General features: G+C 50.4%; 18 protein-coding genes. 12 read left to right on the forward strand and 6 right to left on the reverse strand.

From position 1 onward, the window contains the following. The first annotated feature begins 216 nt into the window (after positions 1 to 216). Complete coding sequence (locus AC2YIT_RS20345) at positions 217 to 2,574, forward strand: T9SS type A sorting domain-containing protein (protein ID WP_487280387.1); 2,358 nt, start codon at positions 217 to 219, stop codon at positions 2,572 to 2,574. Between the two features lie 406 nt (positions 2,575 to 2,980). After that, positions 2,981 to 3,808, forward strand: a complete 828-nt coding sequence (locus tag AC2YIT_RS20350; protein WP_430849371.1) for a hypothetical protein — start codon at positions 2,981 to 2,983, stop codon at positions 3,806 to 3,808. Between the two features lie 94 nt (positions 3,809 to 3,902). Here AC2YIT_RS20350 and AC2YIT_RS20355 read toward each other — a convergent pair whose 3' ends face one another. Together AC2YIT_RS20355 and AC2YIT_RS20360 are read right to left on the reverse strand one after the other, a co-directional pair. Then, entirely contained in the window at positions 3,903 to 4,736 is an 834-nt protein-coding gene (locus tag AC2YIT_RS20355; RefSeq protein WP_487280388.1) for a CPBP family intramembrane glutamic endopeptidase, read from the reverse strand. Between the two features lie 16 nt (positions 4,737 to 4,752). Then, positions 4,753 to 5,595, reverse strand: coding sequence for a universal stress protein (locus AC2YIT_RS20360; protein ID WP_430849367.1), 843 nt, complete (start codon positions 5,593 to 5,595; stop codon positions 4,753 to 4,755). A gap of 234 nt (positions 5,596 to 5,829) precedes the next feature. Here AC2YIT_RS20360 and AC2YIT_RS20365 point away from each other — a divergent pair, with 234 nt between their 5' ends. Next, entirely contained in the window at positions 5,830 to 6,066 is a 237-nt protein-coding gene (locus AC2YIT_RS20365) for a BON domain-containing protein (protein ID WP_430849365.1), read from the forward strand. Between the two features lie 3 nt (positions 6,067 to 6,069). Continuing rightward, a complete protein-coding gene (locus AC2YIT_RS20370) occupies positions 6,070 to 6,891 on the forward strand; it encodes a universal stress protein (RefSeq protein WP_430849363.1) in 822 nt (273 codons plus the stop codon). Between the two features lie 112 nt (positions 6,892 to 7,003). Here AC2YIT_RS20370 and AC2YIT_RS20375 read toward each other — a convergent pair whose 3' ends face one another. Further along, positions 7,004 to 7,228 carry a Kazal-type serine protease inhibitor family protein gene (locus AC2YIT_RS20375; RefSeq protein WP_430849361.1) on the reverse strand — a complete coding sequence of 75 codons (225 nt, stop codon included), beginning with the start codon at positions 7,226 to 7,228 and terminating at the stop codon, positions 7,004 to 7,006. A 162-nt stretch (positions 7,229 to 7,390) separates the two neighbouring features. On the opposite strand from AC2YIT_RS20375, the gene AC2YIT_RS20380 reads away from it, so the two are divergent. Further along, a complete protein-coding gene (locus tag AC2YIT_RS20380) occupies positions 7,391 to 7,624 on the forward strand; it encodes a hypothetical protein (protein ID WP_430849359.1) in 234 nt (77 codons plus the stop codon). Positions 7,625 to 7,822: 198 nt separating this feature from the next. Here the strand turns inward: AC2YIT_RS20380 and AC2YIT_RS20385 are convergent, their stop codons facing one another. Continuing rightward, entirely contained in the window at positions 7,823 to 8,662 is an 840-nt protein-coding gene (locus AC2YIT_RS20385; RefSeq protein ID WP_487280389.1) for an arsenite methyltransferase, read from the reverse strand. A gap of 57 nt (positions 8,663 to 8,719) precedes the next feature. Then, positions 8,720 to 9,052, reverse strand: coding sequence for an ArsR/SmtB family transcription factor (locus AC2YIT_RS20390; RefSeq protein WP_430849355.1), 333 nt, complete (start codon positions 9,050 to 9,052; stop codon positions 8,720 to 8,722). A 232-nt stretch (positions 9,053 to 9,284) separates the two neighbouring features. Between AC2YIT_RS20390 and AC2YIT_RS20395 the strand changes: the two genes are divergently transcribed. Continuing rightward, the gene (locus AC2YIT_RS20395) at positions 9,285 to 9,698 is read left to right on the forward strand and encodes a hypothetical protein (protein WP_430849353.1); all 414 of its coding nucleotides are present in this window, start codon (positions 9,285 to 9,287) and stop codon (positions 9,696 to 9,698) included. Between the two features lie 35 nt (positions 9,699 to 9,733). Here the strand turns inward: AC2YIT_RS20395 and AC2YIT_RS20400 are convergent, their stop codons facing one another. Next, on the reverse strand, positions 9,734 to 10,363 hold the full coding sequence (locus AC2YIT_RS20400; protein WP_487280390.1) for a hypothetical protein: 630 nt from the start codon (positions 10,361 to 10,363) through the stop codon (positions 9,734 to 9,736). A gap of 81 nt (positions 10,364 to 10,444) precedes the next feature. Here AC2YIT_RS20400 and AC2YIT_RS20405 point away from each other — a divergent pair, with 81 nt between their 5' ends. The 6 genes from AC2YIT_RS20405 to AC2YIT_RS20430 all read left to right on the forward strand — a co-directional run bounded on the left by AC2YIT_RS20405 (position 10,445) and on the right by AC2YIT_RS20430 (position 16,815). Further along, a complete protein-coding gene (locus AC2YIT_RS20405; protein ID WP_487280391.1) occupies positions 10,445 to 10,669 on the forward strand; it encodes a GntR family transcriptional regulator in 225 nt (74 codons plus the stop codon). 18 nt (positions 10,670 to 10,687) lie between these two features. Then, positions 10,688 to 11,860 carry an aminotransferase-like domain-containing protein gene (locus AC2YIT_RS20410; protein ID WP_487280392.1) on the forward strand — a complete coding sequence of 391 codons (1,173 nt, stop codon included), beginning with the start codon at positions 10,688 to 10,690 and terminating at the stop codon, positions 11,858 to 11,860. Between the two features lie 99 nt (positions 11,861 to 11,959). After that, positions 11,960 to 12,850, forward strand: a complete 891-nt coding sequence (locus AC2YIT_RS20415; protein ID WP_487280393.1) for an EamA family transporter — start codon at positions 11,960 to 11,962, stop codon at positions 12,848 to 12,850. Positions 12,851 to 12,885: 35 nt separating this feature from the next. Then, on the forward strand, positions 12,886 to 13,842 hold the full coding sequence (locus AC2YIT_RS20420; RefSeq protein WP_430849345.1) for a ketopantoate reductase family protein: 957 nt from the start codon (positions 12,886 to 12,888) through the stop codon (positions 13,840 to 13,842). Between the two features lie 232 nt (positions 13,843 to 14,074). After that, positions 14,075 to 14,530: a (2Fe-2S)-binding protein gene (locus AC2YIT_RS20425; protein WP_430849343.1), complete on the forward strand. Its 456-nt coding sequence runs from the start codon at positions 14,075 to 14,077 to the stop codon at positions 14,528 to 14,530. Between the two features lie 32 nt (positions 14,531 to 14,562). Beyond that, the gene (locus tag AC2YIT_RS20430; protein WP_487280394.1) at positions 14,563 to 16,815 is read left to right on the forward strand and encodes a xanthine dehydrogenase family protein molybdopterin-binding subunit; all 2,253 of its coding nucleotides are present in this window, start codon (positions 14,563 to 14,565) and stop codon (positions 16,813 to 16,815) included. The last annotated feature ends 45 nt before the right edge of the window (positions 16,816 to 16,860 follow it).

Here is a 16,860-nt window from a genome sequence, read left to right on the forward strand (position 1 = left end):
TGGTAAAGGATTATGCGGAGTGATTTTTCCAACAATGAGTAATATGATCTTCTTCCGGCGATTCCGGCAGAAATGATTCTGAGCGACTTGCCTGCTGAGCTTACGTTCACTCTAAAAATATAGCCCTCCTCGGTAGCTATAATTCGACACGCAAAAGCGCTTGACGTGGCTGTTGCGTGTGTTCGATAATTGATCGTTTATCAAAACCATTTTCTTATGAGCAGAAATCTACTTTGTTCAGCATTTAGTTGGGCTGCACTCGTGGCATTTTCGTCCGCGTTTACAGTTCCAACCGCGCACGACACAGCGGTACCGGCCGCACCCGGTGCGACGGTGAAATCAATAGCCATCATGACATCCTGCGACCCCGGCGATCCTGCATTTGTCGATACCGACGGGGATGGCGTAGGAAATGATTGCGACGTCGATGATGATAACGATGGCATCCTGGACAGCGATGAAGGCTGTGAAACGCTGTTCTCCAACGAGTTCCGGGGGACTTTCGGAACCTCACCGGATGCGACAGCGTTTTTCCGGGACTTACAGAACCCACCCGGTGCCGGATATTCATACGGTCCGGGTGTGAACGGTAATAATGCCGCAGGAAAATATACGGTAGCCAATTATGCAGGTGCCATTGTGAACCATCCCGCGGCGATATGGGAGTATCCGGGACACACCGATGGGTCAAATACAGACTGTTACCTTCTGGTGAATGGCTCGACTTCGGTAGGGACCTTTTTCAGAGAAGACATTCAATTGACAGGTGGAAATGGCTATCGCTACCAAATGTGGCATAAGGGTGCCTGGAATCAGGGAACAGGAGGAGCATACAATCTGAGAATTGAAATCAGAAGAATATCTGACAATGTCCTGGTCGCATCCGCGGCAACAGGTCCTATCGCTGACGTTGTGTGGAGAAGCTTGGGCGTCGACTTCGTTGCGCCGAATAGCGGAACGTTCAGGGCAACCCTGGTAAATACCTCAGTTCAGGCGGGGGGCAATGACTTTTCGATAGATGACATTTCGCTGACAAATACCAATTGTGGAGATTTTGACGGGGATGGAATTGCCAATAACCTGGACACCGACAGTGATAACGATGGTTGTCCCGATGCAGTGGAAGCCGGCGGCACAGATGTTGACGGAGACGGTGTACTGGGCATTTCACCGGTACAGGTGGATGAAAATGGGAGAGTAACCGGCCAAGGGGGGTATACGGGCAGCTTCCAGAATGTAAAAAATGCGACCCGTTTGCAGGTAAGTACGGGTCCGGGAAACCAGTCAGTGGAGAGCGGTGGTACAACCTCATTTACAGTTGCTGCCAATGCCACTTCCACCACTGCCTATACGGGATCGACGCCAAATTACAATGATCCCGGTGCTACCGATGTGTCTGCCACGATCCATTATCAATGGCAGGAGAACACAGGTTCCGGTTTCACCAATATTGTTGACGGCGGCATTTACAGCGGGGCTACTACCGCTACGCTCACATTGACCGGCGTAGGTCTGGCTAAAAATGGTAATGCCTATCGCGTATTGATTTCACATCCTGATAATGTCTGTATCGCAGAGCAACGTGATGCGACGCTCACTGTCACAGGTTGTTTAATGGATATCGGCGGAACCGTTTTCGACGATCCGACGGGCATTAACGATGGCGTGAACGGATCGCCGGCTAACGGATCCGCATTAGGCCTTTACGTGACCCTGATTACGACAGGGCCGGGCGCTCCTTCTCAAGCAGTCGTGCCGGTCAGCGCTTCGGGTACTTTCTTGTTCAGCAACGTTGCGGCTGGTAGCCACCAACTGGTGTTGGGTACAACTTCCGGTGGTTCGACAGAAGGCCAGATGCCTGCGGGTTATTTCGCGATCCGTGAAGGCGGAGCCGTTGGCACGGGAAGCGGGGAGGGTGATGGGACTGTGGATGGAGTCATTGGCCTGACCGCCGACTGCGCTGGCATTCAGTACGTAACGGGACGTATTGCGGCAGACGTTAGTTACCTGGATAACAACTTTGCGATATCAATCGAAGACCCGATGCCGGTAATCCTGATCTCCTTTTCGGCGACAGCCGAAGAACAAAATGTCCGTCTGGACTGGAACACCTCAGCGGAAACCAATAGCGACCGTTTTGAAATCCAGCGCAGCGGCGACGGGAAAAACTGGGCAACATTGGCATCGGTTAATGCAAAAGGAGAAAGTGCGATCAAACAGGTTTACACTTACCTGGATCAGCAGCCCAGGTCAGGTAACAACGTCTATCGCCTGAAAATGGTGGATAGGGACGGCACTTTTGCATACAGCAGCCTCAGAAGTATCAGGATAGATGGCAAAGAGCTGGTCGTCGCATATCCGAATCCTGCCGACGGGCCGGTACAGCTGACGGTTGCCGATTGGAAACGGGTCATAAACATTACCGCGGTGGATATGAATGGGCGGAAAGTGTTCGACACGGGCCGCCCGAAATCGGAAACTGTCCGGCTCCCGGCTTTGGGTAAAGGAGTGAGTATATTAAAAATCCTGTATGAGGATGGGACTGCCGAGACAGTCAAGGTGGTAAAACGCTGATTTGAGCTTCTCCCGGCATCGCCGGGAGAAGCTTTTTGTTTTCTTATCGTCAATCATTCGTCTATCGATACAGTGCCTGTGAACAATGAGATATTTCCAGACTTCCCTCACCGCGCAATCGAAGTGGTTCGGTTTATTCAGTCAAAGGAGCTGTTCACATGCATGCTAACCAATGGGCGCGTCGTCCATTTTTGCCCTGCGGATGTAGCATTGTTCAGGCGCTGGCTGATCGAAAATGGGGTGAAAGATATCGGCGAGGTTTTTTAGGAGGCATCTGTCGCATGATTTTGCAAAAAACGTGCCGCTCTCAGCGAACTATTCACACAGTTACATAGTTGCCTTTTTAGAGCCTTGCAGCAAGAAAATCAAAAGCTGCTCTGCTTTTTAAAAGACCCGATTTTATCGGATGATCAGATTTTTTATTGCAAGCGCGTTGCTTGCATGTAGTAGCGTCGCGTATGCGCAGTATTCACCCGTGAGTTCTCACAATCAAAAAGGCAAGATTTTCGTTTATTGGGGCTGGAACCGAGCTTCTTACACGCAATCCAACATTCACTTCAAGGGTCAGGAATATGACTTTACCTTAAAAAGCGTGATCGCCAAAGACCGGCCGACCCGCTTCACTCCGCGGTATTTTAATCCTTCCAAAATGACCATCCCACAGTACAACTTCCGGATCGGCTATTTTATCACTCCCGAATTCAGCCTTTCCTTTGGTTTCGATCACATGAAATACGTGATGAAGCAGGACCAGACTGTCGACATTACCGGCCGGATTTCGGGTTCAGGCACCGAATATGACCGGATTTATCAGAACGAGCCCCTCAAACTGACAGGCGATTTTCTGAAATTCGAGCACACCAACGGCCTGAATTACCTGAATATCGAGCTCCGCCGGATGCATAACCTGCTGGATGAGAGAAAACTGAGGGTCAAAAATATTGAGCTCAATATCTTCGAAGGAGCGGGCGTGGGTATTCTTTATCCTAAAACAGATGTGACGCTGCTGAACTTCGACGAGAATGACCAGTGGCATATAGCAGGGTACGGTATGAACCTGGTGGGCGGACTGAATGTGACGTTTTTTAAACATTTCTTTGTCCAGGCCGAAATGAAAGGCGGCTATATCAATATGCCCGACATCCTGACGACCAATTTCCCGCAAGATCGCGCGAGCCAGCATTTCTTCTTTTTCCAGGGGAATACCAATCTGGGTGTGATCTTTAAATTGTAGGATTGGGTGCTTCGGAGATACCTTCGCAATCACCAGGTACTGTAAGCAGCCCGGATCGGGCGGAAGCGGTATTTCCCTTCCGCTCACTTCACGATCACCGACATAGCATTTGACCGGCATTGGCATTGGGATGCCGATGAGCTGCCTGCTGCCTGGCCAGGTAAATACCCTGCAGTATCACAACACCGCTGATAACCATCGGGACCACTTCCGGCAGGTAGTCGCTGGCGGTGATCAGATCAAAGGCTCCGTGCCAAAGGATCAAAGGGATAATGCTGCCTGATTTTTGAAACAGCCAACCGAGCAGAACCGATCCGTAGAACAGGCTGATCGCCCACCCGACTACTCCCCAGCCCATTTCCCGGTAATTTTCATTGAAAGCAAACGCAGGTAAGTGCCAGACCATCCATATGGCTGTAACGCAGGCGGCGGCAAGGACAGGCGTGTATTTTGTGATAAGGAATGCATAAAGCCAGCCCCGCCATCCCGATTCTTCACCCATCCCGAATGTGAGCATCCAAATCAGTAGCACCAGCACAGGCGGCACGCCCGGAAGCTTGTTGGTTTCTCCCAAATGGCTGATTGGACCGAATGTTCCGGTAGCAATCCGGGTGGTAACTACCGCTATGACGAAATAGGCGGCCAGCATTATGCCGGTCAGGTAGAAAGCCTGTGCGTTCAGCCGGAGACGGAAAATACTTCTTGCCCAGGACGCCAATCCTGCCTTTCCGCCTTGATAGTAGCTCGCCGCTATGCCGCCGGCGAGAGGACCGAATGAGGCCAGAAAAAACTGGCCGGGCAAACGCGGTGTGGATGTTTCGAAAAGCGCGTCGATTGCCAGCGGTGCCCACAGAGCCCAGGAAAACAGAAATGTGGTTAACATGAAGACAATCGCCGCTTTCAATCCGGGTTCTGCTGACTTATGCATATCGACGAAATGGTGTTCAGGCAGTTTTCTGATCTTTCAAATGGCATACCAGCAATGGCGTATCGGTCGCAAGTGCTAGTTTCCGGCTCAGGCCCGCGCCATTCAGGAGGAGTTGCAGGAGATTTTTATCGCGCCTGCACAGAATGAGCATATCAGCGGAAGTCTCGTGGCAATGTGTTTGCAGCCCTTCCATGACGCTGTCGGCGTCTCGCACCACGATGTCTTCGGAAGGAATACCGAAGTACTCTTTTAGCTCCTGAATATACTGGCCGTCCGGCTGAATATTGAGTTGTTGGTCGGAGTTAATTTTCACAAAAGTAATGTGCGCTTTCAGTTGCCGTGCGAGCCCGATGGCCTGCGCGAGCACGGGCTTTTCATCAAATTCCAGCTGGGTGGCATAGACGATGTTCCGGAAATCCGTGTCGACGGCCCTGGGCGGGATAACCAGCACCGCACAGTCCGCTTCGGTAGCGATGGCAGCGCTGTTGCTACCGAGCAATTTGTCCAGGAATCCACCTTGCCCGGTCCTCCCCATAACGATCAGGTCGACCTCATTCTCCTGTGCGTGTTGGAGGATTGCGGGTTGCGTTCCGCCTGTTGCCCAGATTCCTTCGGCACGGATTCCTTTTTGACGCGCAAGCGTGACAGCCTCGTCCAGTTTTTCGCGGTAGGAAGCTTCAAGTTCTTTATATATTTCCAAAGAGCCGATATACTCAGGCAGCGCGACATCGTTGACGTAGGGGTGATACACGAACAGGACCAGTAGTCGGGCCTTCGTTTTATCGGCGATACGGATGGCGGAAGAAAGTGCCTTTTCGGCATTCTCGGAAAAGTCGATAGGAACGAGGATTTTTTTCATGAGCATTTCTAAGTGAGTAGTAGTAAATTGTGGTAGTTCTGTTGCCCAAATTTCAGGTCGTTTCCCGGATACATTTATGATGAATGTCATGCTGGTTTGTGACCGGTGTTTTAATCGGGTATTGAGCAAGATCATATTCAGAGGTGCCTGGTATCATCACCAGGCGGCCGACGAAGGGTTAATTTAGATCCGGCATATAATTATGGTATCAATACATTTAAATCACATATTCCTATGACAACCTGTATCCCCGATCTTGCCATTGCTGAGCAGATCAGCAGTATTCTTCACCGAGATGTTCGTATTAATGAAAGCGATATCCAAGTGAGCGTTCATGACGGCTGGGTATTCCTGGAAGGCCATGTCGATTTTGAGACGGATCGCCAACTGGTTGAATCCCGGATTGAGCATGTAACCGGAGTATGTCGGATTACCAATAACCTGACTTACCCGCACCGCCGCAACCATTGACTTATGACAAATTCAAATAGCAGATTCCGCATCCTGATTCCCTGTGATTATTCTGAGGCGTGCCGGCAAGCGCTGGAGGCGTGCGCGAAATTCGATTGGAAAATACCGGTTGAGGTTTTTATCCTTACGGTACAAGATCCTACGCAGCCTGGAAGCTACGGGCAAAATGCTGACAGACAGCTTTCCGAATGGCTTACTGCGTTTCCGGCAGGGATTCAAATCCAGCGGTTAAATGCAAGTGGCCGGTTTGTGAATGCCGTGCTCGAAGTGCTGACCAGGCACGGTATAGACCTCGTGATAGCAGGGACTAGGGGTTCCCGGGGGTGGGACGGTGTTTTCGTCGGCTCGCATGCCGAGAAAATCGTCCGCGTTTCCCCTGTTCCGGTACTGGCTATCCAACAGCCCCCGCGCATTGCCGGCACGCGGGACATTGTGGTTCCTATCGACCTTGATCATGACCCCGGTGAGCTGAGAGCCTGTCTGACGAAAATGCGGAGGCTGTTCAGTGGGCGGTTTCATTTTTTATATGTGGAAACAAACCCGGCCCGACATGAGCAGACAGCCATGGAGTTACTGACGGAATATAGCCGGAAACTGGGGATCGGTCATTACGAAAATGCCGTCGTGAATGCAGACGAGGTCGCGGCGGGGATACTTAAATATGCTGCACAGATCGGCGCGGGTATGATCGCGATCGGCACGATGGGTAACCCCGATCCCGCTCATATGTTCCGGCCGAGCGTCGCAGCGGATTTAGTGAATCATGCCAGAATCCCGGTTTTTACATGCCCGCTCCGGCAACGGGAGGTGTCTATCCCGCGGTAGGCTTTGGCGCTGGCTTTTAGTATCGTATATCTGCCAGCGCGGATTGACCACTTCGTATTCCGCTGTTTTATATGCATTGAGTCGGGTATAACGACATTGAAATGCAGTTGACTCACTTCTTGTTGCCACATTCTCCCTTAACATAATTGGTAATTCCGTATGCGCGGGCTTCGCAGTCGTTGGAATAGGTTTTTCCGTTACAACCACAAACAGGTGCCAAAATGTAGGAACAGCCCGATGAGTCCCGCGCCCGTTCTACACAATCAGGGTCGGGCTCATTTGATTTCTTACAAGTGATTAATGATAAGGCTAAAAATAAACCAAGCGCAGTTCTCATAGCTTCGAGCCTTTAAATGTCAATAAAACAAGATGCCACAGCATAGCTCAGGACTCCTGTGTACGAGGTTTGGTTGCAAGGAGTTGTTCTAGCGAATGATAACGAGAACTGACTTTCTGTCGTGTTTTTCGAGCCTTTGGATAATTGTGGCTATTTTTGTGCATGAATGAAACGATTATGCTTCCTGTCGATTATCAGGGAGCTTCCCACGAACTGCCAGTGACCATTGTGCCACTCGGTTACACTTATCAGCTCCATATTGAAGTCGAAGGCAAGACATTGATTTTTGAGAAAGACGACCAGGGCGAATACCGTGTGATTGACGCGGCACATGATAGCGGGACAGTTAGCAAGGGCTTCGTTGCGGCAGTTGTTGCTACGCTGGAGGCGCTTTAAAGGTCCGCTTTGCATGGCGACAAGCAATCGCCCCGGCGGGCTAGCTTCCTTTTCAGCCGGATAGTTCTTTTTCAAGCGCGTCGCTGAGGCAGAAGTCCTCGAACCTCACCGAGGTTTTCGGAAATCTTCGGAAAGGCGATAAAATCGTCGTGAATGCCGGGAATGATCTGCGCCAGGAGCTGGGGCGGCCGCCAAAGATTAACTGCAGCAGCCGGGAGCGCAACAACTCCCGGCAGGTTTTTCAGCGTAAACCGTGATGCTGTAAATGCCGGTATTGCCTGATTTAAAGGAGGCTATTTCAGCCTCATCGAGGTAATTAATCAGGATATCGTCGGGAATCACGATGGCTTTCACCTTTTGGAGCGTTATGTTCTTGAAACCGTTTGTTTCAATAAGTTCCAAGTATTCATTTTTTTGAATAGCACCCGCCACGCAACCTGCATACATTTCGGCAGCTGAGCGAAGGCCCTCGGGCAGGTTACCGACCAATACGATGTCGGAGATGCTGAAATGGCCGCCTGGCTTTAATACGCGAAATACTTCCTTAAAAACGCCGTCCTTGTTTGGCACCAGATTCAACACACAGTTGCTGACAATCACATCGGCAACGTTTGCCGCTACCGGCATTCTTTCAATATCCCCCTGCCGGAATTCGACATTATGAAAACCGCGGGCCTGGGCGTTGACCCTGGCACGTTCAATCATAGCCGGGGTGAAGTCGATACCGATTACGCGTCCGTCGATACCCGTTTCTTCCCGCGCAATGAATGCATCGTTACCTGCTCCGCTGCCGAGGTCAATTACCGTGTCACCCTTTTTGATTTTGGCAAACTGAGTCGGTAATCCGCAGCCCAGGCCAAGGTCGGCGTCCGGATTGTATCCTTTCAATTCGCTGTAATCGTCGCTCATGATATTGTACACTTCAGTTGAGCAGCCGCCCGAACCGCAGCAGGATGATTGATTGGTTTCCTTATCCTGCAAAGCAATCTCACTGTATTTTTGCCTAACGAGCTCTTTAAGTTGTTCTTCGGTTTGCATGTCTCCAGTTTTTCTTATCGTACTATTGCAATATTGCGATTATTAGGTTGAAAAAATTTAACAGCACTTGGCGCCCGACAAATCAACCTCTTTAAAGAAATTGCTGAACAGGGCGTTATATTGGTTCCACACCTCGGGGTTGATGCAGTAGCAAACGCTTACACCTTCGGTTGTCCCCTGAATGATTCCGGCATTTTTCAATTCTTTCAGATGTTGGGAGGTAGTTGCCTGAGCTAGTCCGAGTTCTTCTACAAGGTCACCACACACGCAGGCATTCTTTCTGACAAGGTATTGCAGGATAGCAATCCGTGCAGGGTGAGCGATCGCTTTGGCCATCACTGCGAGGTCGTTTTGTTCCTTCGTAAATAAATCCGTTTTCGTAGCGCCCATAATGAAGTCTCATTGTATCGTAATATTACGATGTATTTTCATTTGCTCCAAATTTTTACGTTTAAATTTCCTGATTCGGTGGGATGTGTTCAATCCCCGGTCGTCCGGCTGTATACTTTCAGGGACTGTTATTCAGGCAGCCACCTTTCAGGTAGTCGTATTGTATTGATTTTAATAATATCAAAAATAAGATAAAAATAATATCAAAATATAGTGCACTTCTCAGAGGGTAATGTTATTTTTGCTGTACATCATCAACAGCAACTTTGATCATTATGAGAAAGCTATCAGACGAAAATGCCCGAAAATTGTTTCAGGAATCAGCGGGCAGAGGGGAGGTGGTACGATGAAACCCAGATTTGAGCAGCGCCATGTAGCAAAGGCGCCTAATCCCGACCAGCTGACTACCCCGTATACCCCTGAATTTTTCAAGGAGCATGGCGCTATCCTTTACCAATTTGTGCCAACTGTCAAAGGAAATGAATTGCTGCCTGGTGAGGTAAAGTATGGTTACAAGTTTTACCTGCTGGACGACCCCGCGAAGGAAGGTGTGTTTTATTTGTCTTCCCACAAGGACATTGAGACGTTGAAGTCACGCTCCAAATTTTTGTCAAGGGTAGAAAAGGAAATATTGAAGGTTTCGTAAATCTGGTATAATGCAGGTCCGGGTTTCTCGCAGCGCTATTTAATCCTCTTGCCAATCGACAGGGATATGTTAGTTAATACGTCTCCATTGGTATCTACCTGGAATCCTGCGGACAATCCAGCAAATAACGATTTAAAGATACTTTGTTGGTAAAATGCTTCGGGTCCCACTCCGACGGCATATGTCCGCTGAGGACTGGTATGGAGGATAAAAGTTGCAGGATATGGACCTATTTTTTGAGGATCGTAGGTAACTGCCAGTTGATCAAAATAGGAAGAAGACTGGTAGCGTAATATCCCACTGATCCTGGCACCCAATTCGCTTTTACTTGTTCGCAGGATGCTCCATCCGGCACCGCCGGTAATTTGGATTGCCCCTGACGTGTATCGGTAAGAGTGATCCAGTACAGTGCCGTCGTCCTGAGTGGTTGTGCTCAAAACCTTTCCGTCATGAATATCGGCCCCAACCGCGGAAAACCAGAATAGTTTCTTTCTGAAATATTGGCCATACGTTACCCGTTGGGATACACCTGTCATGTCGCCGGTGCCGTGAGTGCTTCGTCCACCCGACAAGCTTATAAATTTACTAGTGAGTGTCGGGTTAGCATTCTGCGCGGCAGCCTCGATGCAAATCGAGCATAAAAGTATCCCAATGAGTGTTTTCATAGTGTTAAATATTTATCCCACGGCAAATTCGAGGGTACAGCTTTAATTCCAATACCTTTGCAGGGTACAGATGAGCTAAATATGCGAAAAGAAATCCTGTATCGAAAGATTGCAAAGATTATTGAGGACCAGATTCTGTCTGAAACGCTGAGAATCGGGGATAAGCTGCCCTCAATACGATCTATTCAGCAGATTTACGGCGTAAGTTTAAATACGGCAATTCAGGCATTTGCGGAACTGGAAAGCAAATCGCTGGTCGAATCGCGGCCGAAGTCGGGCTATTTTGTGAGTAAAACGTCTCAATGAAAACTCGCACTTCCGTCGGTGAGTAAGCTCATTTCGCCGGAAAAGGGGAAAAACTCCGAGGATTTGATCAGCAGCGTTTTCGACATATTGAGGGATAAAAGCATCAGGCAGTTTTCCCTGGGCATTCCGGATAACAAGCTGCTGCCGATTGCGAAGTTGAACAAAGGCATCATCAAGGCGATGCGGCAGCTCGAAGGTAGTGGAATGGATTTCGAGCCGGCACAAGGAAGCACGGCTTTGAGAAGAAACATCGCCAAATGGTCGTTGATCTTCGATGGAAGCCTGACCGAAGATGATATTGTCACGACGACGGGAACTACCAACGCTATTTACCAATGCCTGTTGGCGACGACCAAACCGGGTGATACCATTGCGACGGAAAGCCCTGTTTATTTTGGCATCCTGCAACTGGCGAAGTCGATGGGCCTGCATGTGATCGAGCTGCCAACGCACCCGCTTACCGGTATCGAGATCGATGCATTGAAGAAGGTCATCCACAAGGTCGATGTCTGTTGTTTTACGGCCAATTTCAATAATCCCCTGGGTAGCCTTGTACCCGATGAGAATAAAAGGGAGTTGGTGAAGCTCCTCGCGCATCACCACATTCCGCTGATCGACGACGATCTGTTCGGTAACCTGTTTTTCAGCGGCACGCGGCCGAAACCGTTCAAAGTATTCGACGAGGAGGGTATCGTCATGTGGTGTGGCGGGGTGTCCAAGACAGTTGCGCCTGGTTACCGGGTAGGGTGGACTGCCCCCGGTCGGTTCAAGGATAAGATTATCCGCCAGAAACTGGTGCAAACAGTGACACTTCCATCATTATTCCAGGAGGTAATAGCCGATTTCATGGAACATGGTGGTTACGACCATCATCTGAGGACGTTGCGGCATACGCTGCACACCAATTGTCTCAAATTTCAGCAGGCCATAGAGGACTACTTTCCCGAAAACACCAAAATATCCCAACCGCAGGGTGGATTTTTCCTATGGCTGGAACTGGATAAGCGCTTGGACACAGCTGAACTCTATCAGACGGCCCTGAGCCAGAAACTGAGCTTCGCGCCTGGAAGTATGTTTTCTCAAAACAGCAACTTCAACAATTGCATGCGTCTGAACTTTGCGCTCCCCTGGGACGACGCATTGGAGCATGACCTCAAACGGCTAGGTAATATCGTAAAGCAGGCTTTGTAAATCTGTACCCCTAAAAAAACAAAAAACTATATCTATTATCGCTCCACTCTGTTGTGGTACTTTGCATATAAAGCAGTAAACACTAACAGCAGTTTGATTTTGAAGCCGAAGCATCTTTTGCTCGCCCTGGTGACGGTTATTGCCTGGGGCCTGAATTTCATCGCCATCCACATTGGTTTGGAAAAATTGCCGCCGATCCTTCTGTGCACGGCACGGTTCGCGTTGACAGCCTTGCCGTGGGTTTTCTTTCTGCCGAAGCCGAAAGCGCCATTTAAGCTGATCGTTGGTTATGGCATCTTCACATTTGCGATTCAGTTCGGGCTGCTTTTTGGAGGAATGTACCTCGGGCTCCCGGCGGGGTTGTCGTCACTGGTCATTCAGGTGCAGGTGTTCTTCTCCATGGGGCTTGCCGCATTGATCTTCGGGGACGTGCCGGGCATTTGGAAGGTCTTCGGTGCGCTGATCTCATTCGTCGGTATCGGCATCGTCGCGAGCCACGTGGACGGAAGCACCACATTCATTGGCCTTGCGCTAACCTTGCTGTCGGCACTTTCCTGGGCCACAGGGAATATTTTTTCAAAGAAAATCGCGGCGGAATCGCCCGTTGCGCTGGTTGCGTGGGGGAGCCTGGTTGTGACGCCCGTGATGTTGGCGGTTTCCTATATTTTCGAAGGTCCCGAACTGATTATGCATTCCATTCGGGGCCTGTCCACCGAGACAGTTCTTGCTGTCCTGTACATCGTTTATCTATCCTCGTTTGTAGGCTATGGCATCTGGGGATTCTTGCTCAATACCTATCCGACAGCCGTGGTCACGCCATTTACGTTGCTGGTCCCTGTTGTAGGGCTTTTGAGCGCGGCGTTTTTCCTGGGTGAAGAATTGTCGTCATGGAAGCTGATAGCCTGTGTTTTCATTATGGCTGGACTTGTTTTTAATCTGCTCGAAAAGCAGATCCGCGCAGTGGTTTCGCGTAAAACGTCGGTTGGATAAACCAGGCAATGCTTTGATCAAAAAATTGGTTAGCTATGCAAGTTGAGAACGGTCTTGACCCCGCGGGGATTGACAAAACTTATATCATCGGCAATGGGGTAATTGCCAAAGCGCTCGCTGTGGCATTGTCGCTCAATGGCCGGAGCGTAACCATTCTGCGTGGCTCGGTGGATAATTCAGGGGCATCTCACGAACTTGTTCAGGTCGATACCGGCGAGGAACTATTGAGCGCCCGCATTGAAATCAGCTCGATCAGTAGCTATGAAACGTTGGATGGATTGCTCGTTTTAACCAATAAATCATTTGGAAATGAGCAGATTGCCCGGAAACTTTACGCCAGGGCGAAACAATCGCCCATAGTGTTCCTGCAAAACGGGCTACATGTCGAAAACGCATTTTTAGAAATGGGTTTTGAGAAATTGTACCGATGTGTGCTCATGGCAACCAGCCAGGCGGCCGGGGAAAACAGGGTGCGGTTCAGATTGGTTACGGCCTCGCCGATAGGGGTAATCGCCGGCCCGGGAGAAATGCTGGCAAGCATCGTTGCCCAGCTGAATACCAGCATTTTCCCGTTCAGGCCGGAAGCGGATATTCAGCCCTTTATTTGGAAAAAGGTCATTTCCAATTGCGTTTTCAACTCGATTTGCCCGCTTCTGGAAACAGACAATGGCGTATTCCGGCGAAACGCCGCTGTCCTCGAAATGGGAAAGCAGGTAATCCGTGAATGCCTTGTTGTAGCCCGGGAACACGGTCTCTGTTTGACAGAAGAGGACATTGTTCAGAATATTCTGAGTATCAGTGAAATGTCCGAAGGGCAGAAGATATCGACCTACCAGGATATTTTAAACAGGCGGGAAACAGAAATTGATTCACTCAATCTCGAAATTGCCCGTTTGGCGCAACGGTTGGGAAATGTCGCAGTTCCCACCACGTCGTTGCTGGGCGAGCTGATTAAGCTCAAATCAAATATTTCCATGCAGCAGATATCTTGATCTGTCTGATTCTTTCCTTCCTGGGAATGCGCTCCATTCCGATTAACGACAATTCCGCGTTTTCTACGGTTGTTTCGTCCAACACCTGAATTCCTCGACGAACGGCATATATTTTTCTAGCGCTCCGTTCGGGAGGAATTTGGTGCGTCTTGTCGAAAATAGCGGTTCAATGTGTGCTTTTTTGCTTCATTTACATTTTATAGGAGCGCTCTCACAAGAAAACACCCATACCGTGGCGACATTCAATCTGAAAATCAATGGAAAACCCAGGACGGTGGACGTGGACCCTGCCACGCCGATGCTCTGGGTATTGCGCGACCATCTGGACCTCCCGGGCACCAAGTATGGTTGCGGCATCGCGCAATGCGGCGCTTGTACGATCCATTTGGAAGGCAATGCGGTCCGCTCGTGCCAGCTCCCCGTTTCGGCCGTAGGGAAATCATCCATCACGACCATCGAGGGATTATCTGAAAAAGGCGATCATCCCGTGCAGAAGGCCTGGCTCGAATACGACGTGGCCCAATGCGGCTATTGTCAGTCGGGACAGATCATGACGGCAGCTGCACTACTGAAACGCAATCCGAACCCGAGTGACGAGGACATCGAAGCCCAGATGAGCGGTAATATCTGTCGCTGCGGCACTTATGTAAAGATTAAGGAGGCTGTCAAATCGGCTGCCGGTAAGTAAAATATTACCTGAATCTACCAAAGAAATTCACCATGAACAATGATAAAAATGCGTTGAACAGGCGCTCGTTCCTCAAAGTATCCCTGCTGTCGGGCGGCGGCATGATGCTGACGGTGAGCTTTTTGTCCAGCTTCAAATCGGCCGATAAAGCCGAAGTGCTCAACTTGCCGGACAAAGGGGCGGAACTCAACGGTTATATTCAGATTACGGCGGATAACCGGATCAGACTCATTTGTCCTAATCCAGAGTTCGGCCAGAATGTGATGACCTCGCTGCCGATGATTGTGGCCGAGGAACTGGATGCGGACTGGAAAAATGTAACGGTCGAAATAGGGCCGCACGACAATGTGAAATTGGGCCCGCAGTTTTCCGGGGGAAGCAACTCGGTCAAAATGTATTGGAAGCCATTGCGGGAGGCGGGCGCGGCTGCCCGGCAAATGCTCCGCGAGGCGGCAGCGCAGACGTGGAATGTGCCGGTAGGAGAGGTGAAGACCCAAGCGGGTGTGCTTTCACATTCCAGTGGTAAAACGGCCCCATACGGCCAGATGGCCGCGAAGGCCGCCACCTTACCCGTCCCCAAAGACCTGGTGCTGAAATCGCCGAAGGATTTTACCATTGTCCGCAAATCCAAAAAGAATGTGGAGGGGCAGAAGGTCGTCACCGGTAAGCCGCTTTTCGGTTTGGATTACCGCATGGAAGGCATGTTAATCGCCATGATCCAGCACCCGCCGGCGTTTGGAATGAAGCTGAAATCCTTCGATTCGGCGGAAGCGTTAAAGATGCCCGGTATTAAGGATGTTTTCAGCATGAAATTATATGAAGAAGGTTTCGAACAGGCAGGTTTCGATACACGTACTTTCAATGATCTGCTGGTAATTGTAGGCAAAAGCACCTGGGAGGTGATGAACGCCCGCAAAAAGCTGGTTGCGCAGTGGGAGCCCGCAGGTGAAGTGAATGACACTATGGCCGGAAGGGACGGAAAAAGGATTGTGACGGTCCCCGGTGCGCTGGAAAGCTCGCAAACTCAAATGGCGCAAATGTCAGAATATGCCCAAAAGCCGGCCCAGGAGCTACGCAAAGACGGGGATCCCGAAGCAGCTTTTAAAAATGCAGCGCAGGTGATCGAGCGCACGTACACGGCCCCGTTCCTGGCGCACAACTGCGTGGAGCCGATGAATTACTTCGCCCATGTTACCGACGAAAAAGCGCTGCTCGTGGGCCCATTGCAATCTCCTGGTTGGATAGAGCCGACGATCAGCAAGCTGCTGAACCTGCCCCCCGAGAAAATAGAAATACAAATGACCCGGATGGGCGGCGGCTTCGGCCGCAGGGCTTACAATCATTACGTTTCCGAAGCTGCTTTGATTTCGAGGAAGGTAAAGGCGCCGGTGAAATTGATATACACCCGGGAGGATGACATGACCTACGGCATTTACCGGCCCATGTACACGGCCACTTATCGCGCGGCGCTCGACGCGGACAAGAAGCTGATCGGGTTCCATGTCAAAGGCGGAGGTGTCCCCGAGCATCCGATTCATGCAAATCGTTTTCCGGCAGGAGCTGTGGACAATTATCTGGCGGAAGGTTGGCAGATTCCGTCGAATATAACCATCGGCGCTTTCCGTGCGCCGCGATCGAATTTCAATGCGGCCGCCGAGCAATCTTTCCTTGACGAAGTAGCCGAAGCAATGGGTAAGGACCCGATCCAGTTCCGGTTAGAGCTTTTGAAAAGGGCCAAAGAGAATCCGGTCGGCAATAACAATGATTACGATGCCGGCCGCTATGCAGGCGTGCTGGAACTGGTTCGTGACAAATCGGGATGGGGCAAACCCGGCAGCGAAAAGTACAGCCGGGGCGTGGCCGCCTATTTCTGCCACAATTCGTACGCCGCGCACATCGTCGATATGGTGACCCGTGACGGCCAGCCTTACGTGGAACGTGTTTTCAGCGCAATGGATTGCGGGATCGTGGTAAACCCCGAGGCTGCCACCAATATGGTACAAGGGGCGGTAGTCGACGGCATAGGCAATGCATTTTATGGGGCACTTACCCACAAGGACGGTGCCGCTCAACAAACCAACTTCGATAACTACAGGCTCATTCGGCACAAAGAGGCCCCGAAGAAAATAGAAGTGCATTTCGTGCAAAACGACATAGACCCAACCGGGCTTGGAGAGCCGCCATTCCCGCCGGTGTTCGGCGCGGTCGCCAATGCTTTGTACAAAAACAAAGGGCGCAGGTTTTACAACCAGCCGTTTCAGCCTGAGTTGGATAAGACGATTTAGCAGTGAAAACAGAAACCGTCCGCGAGCCCACTTGCTTACGGACGG

The organism is Dyadobacter sp. SRI_021 (assembly GCF_057586235.1).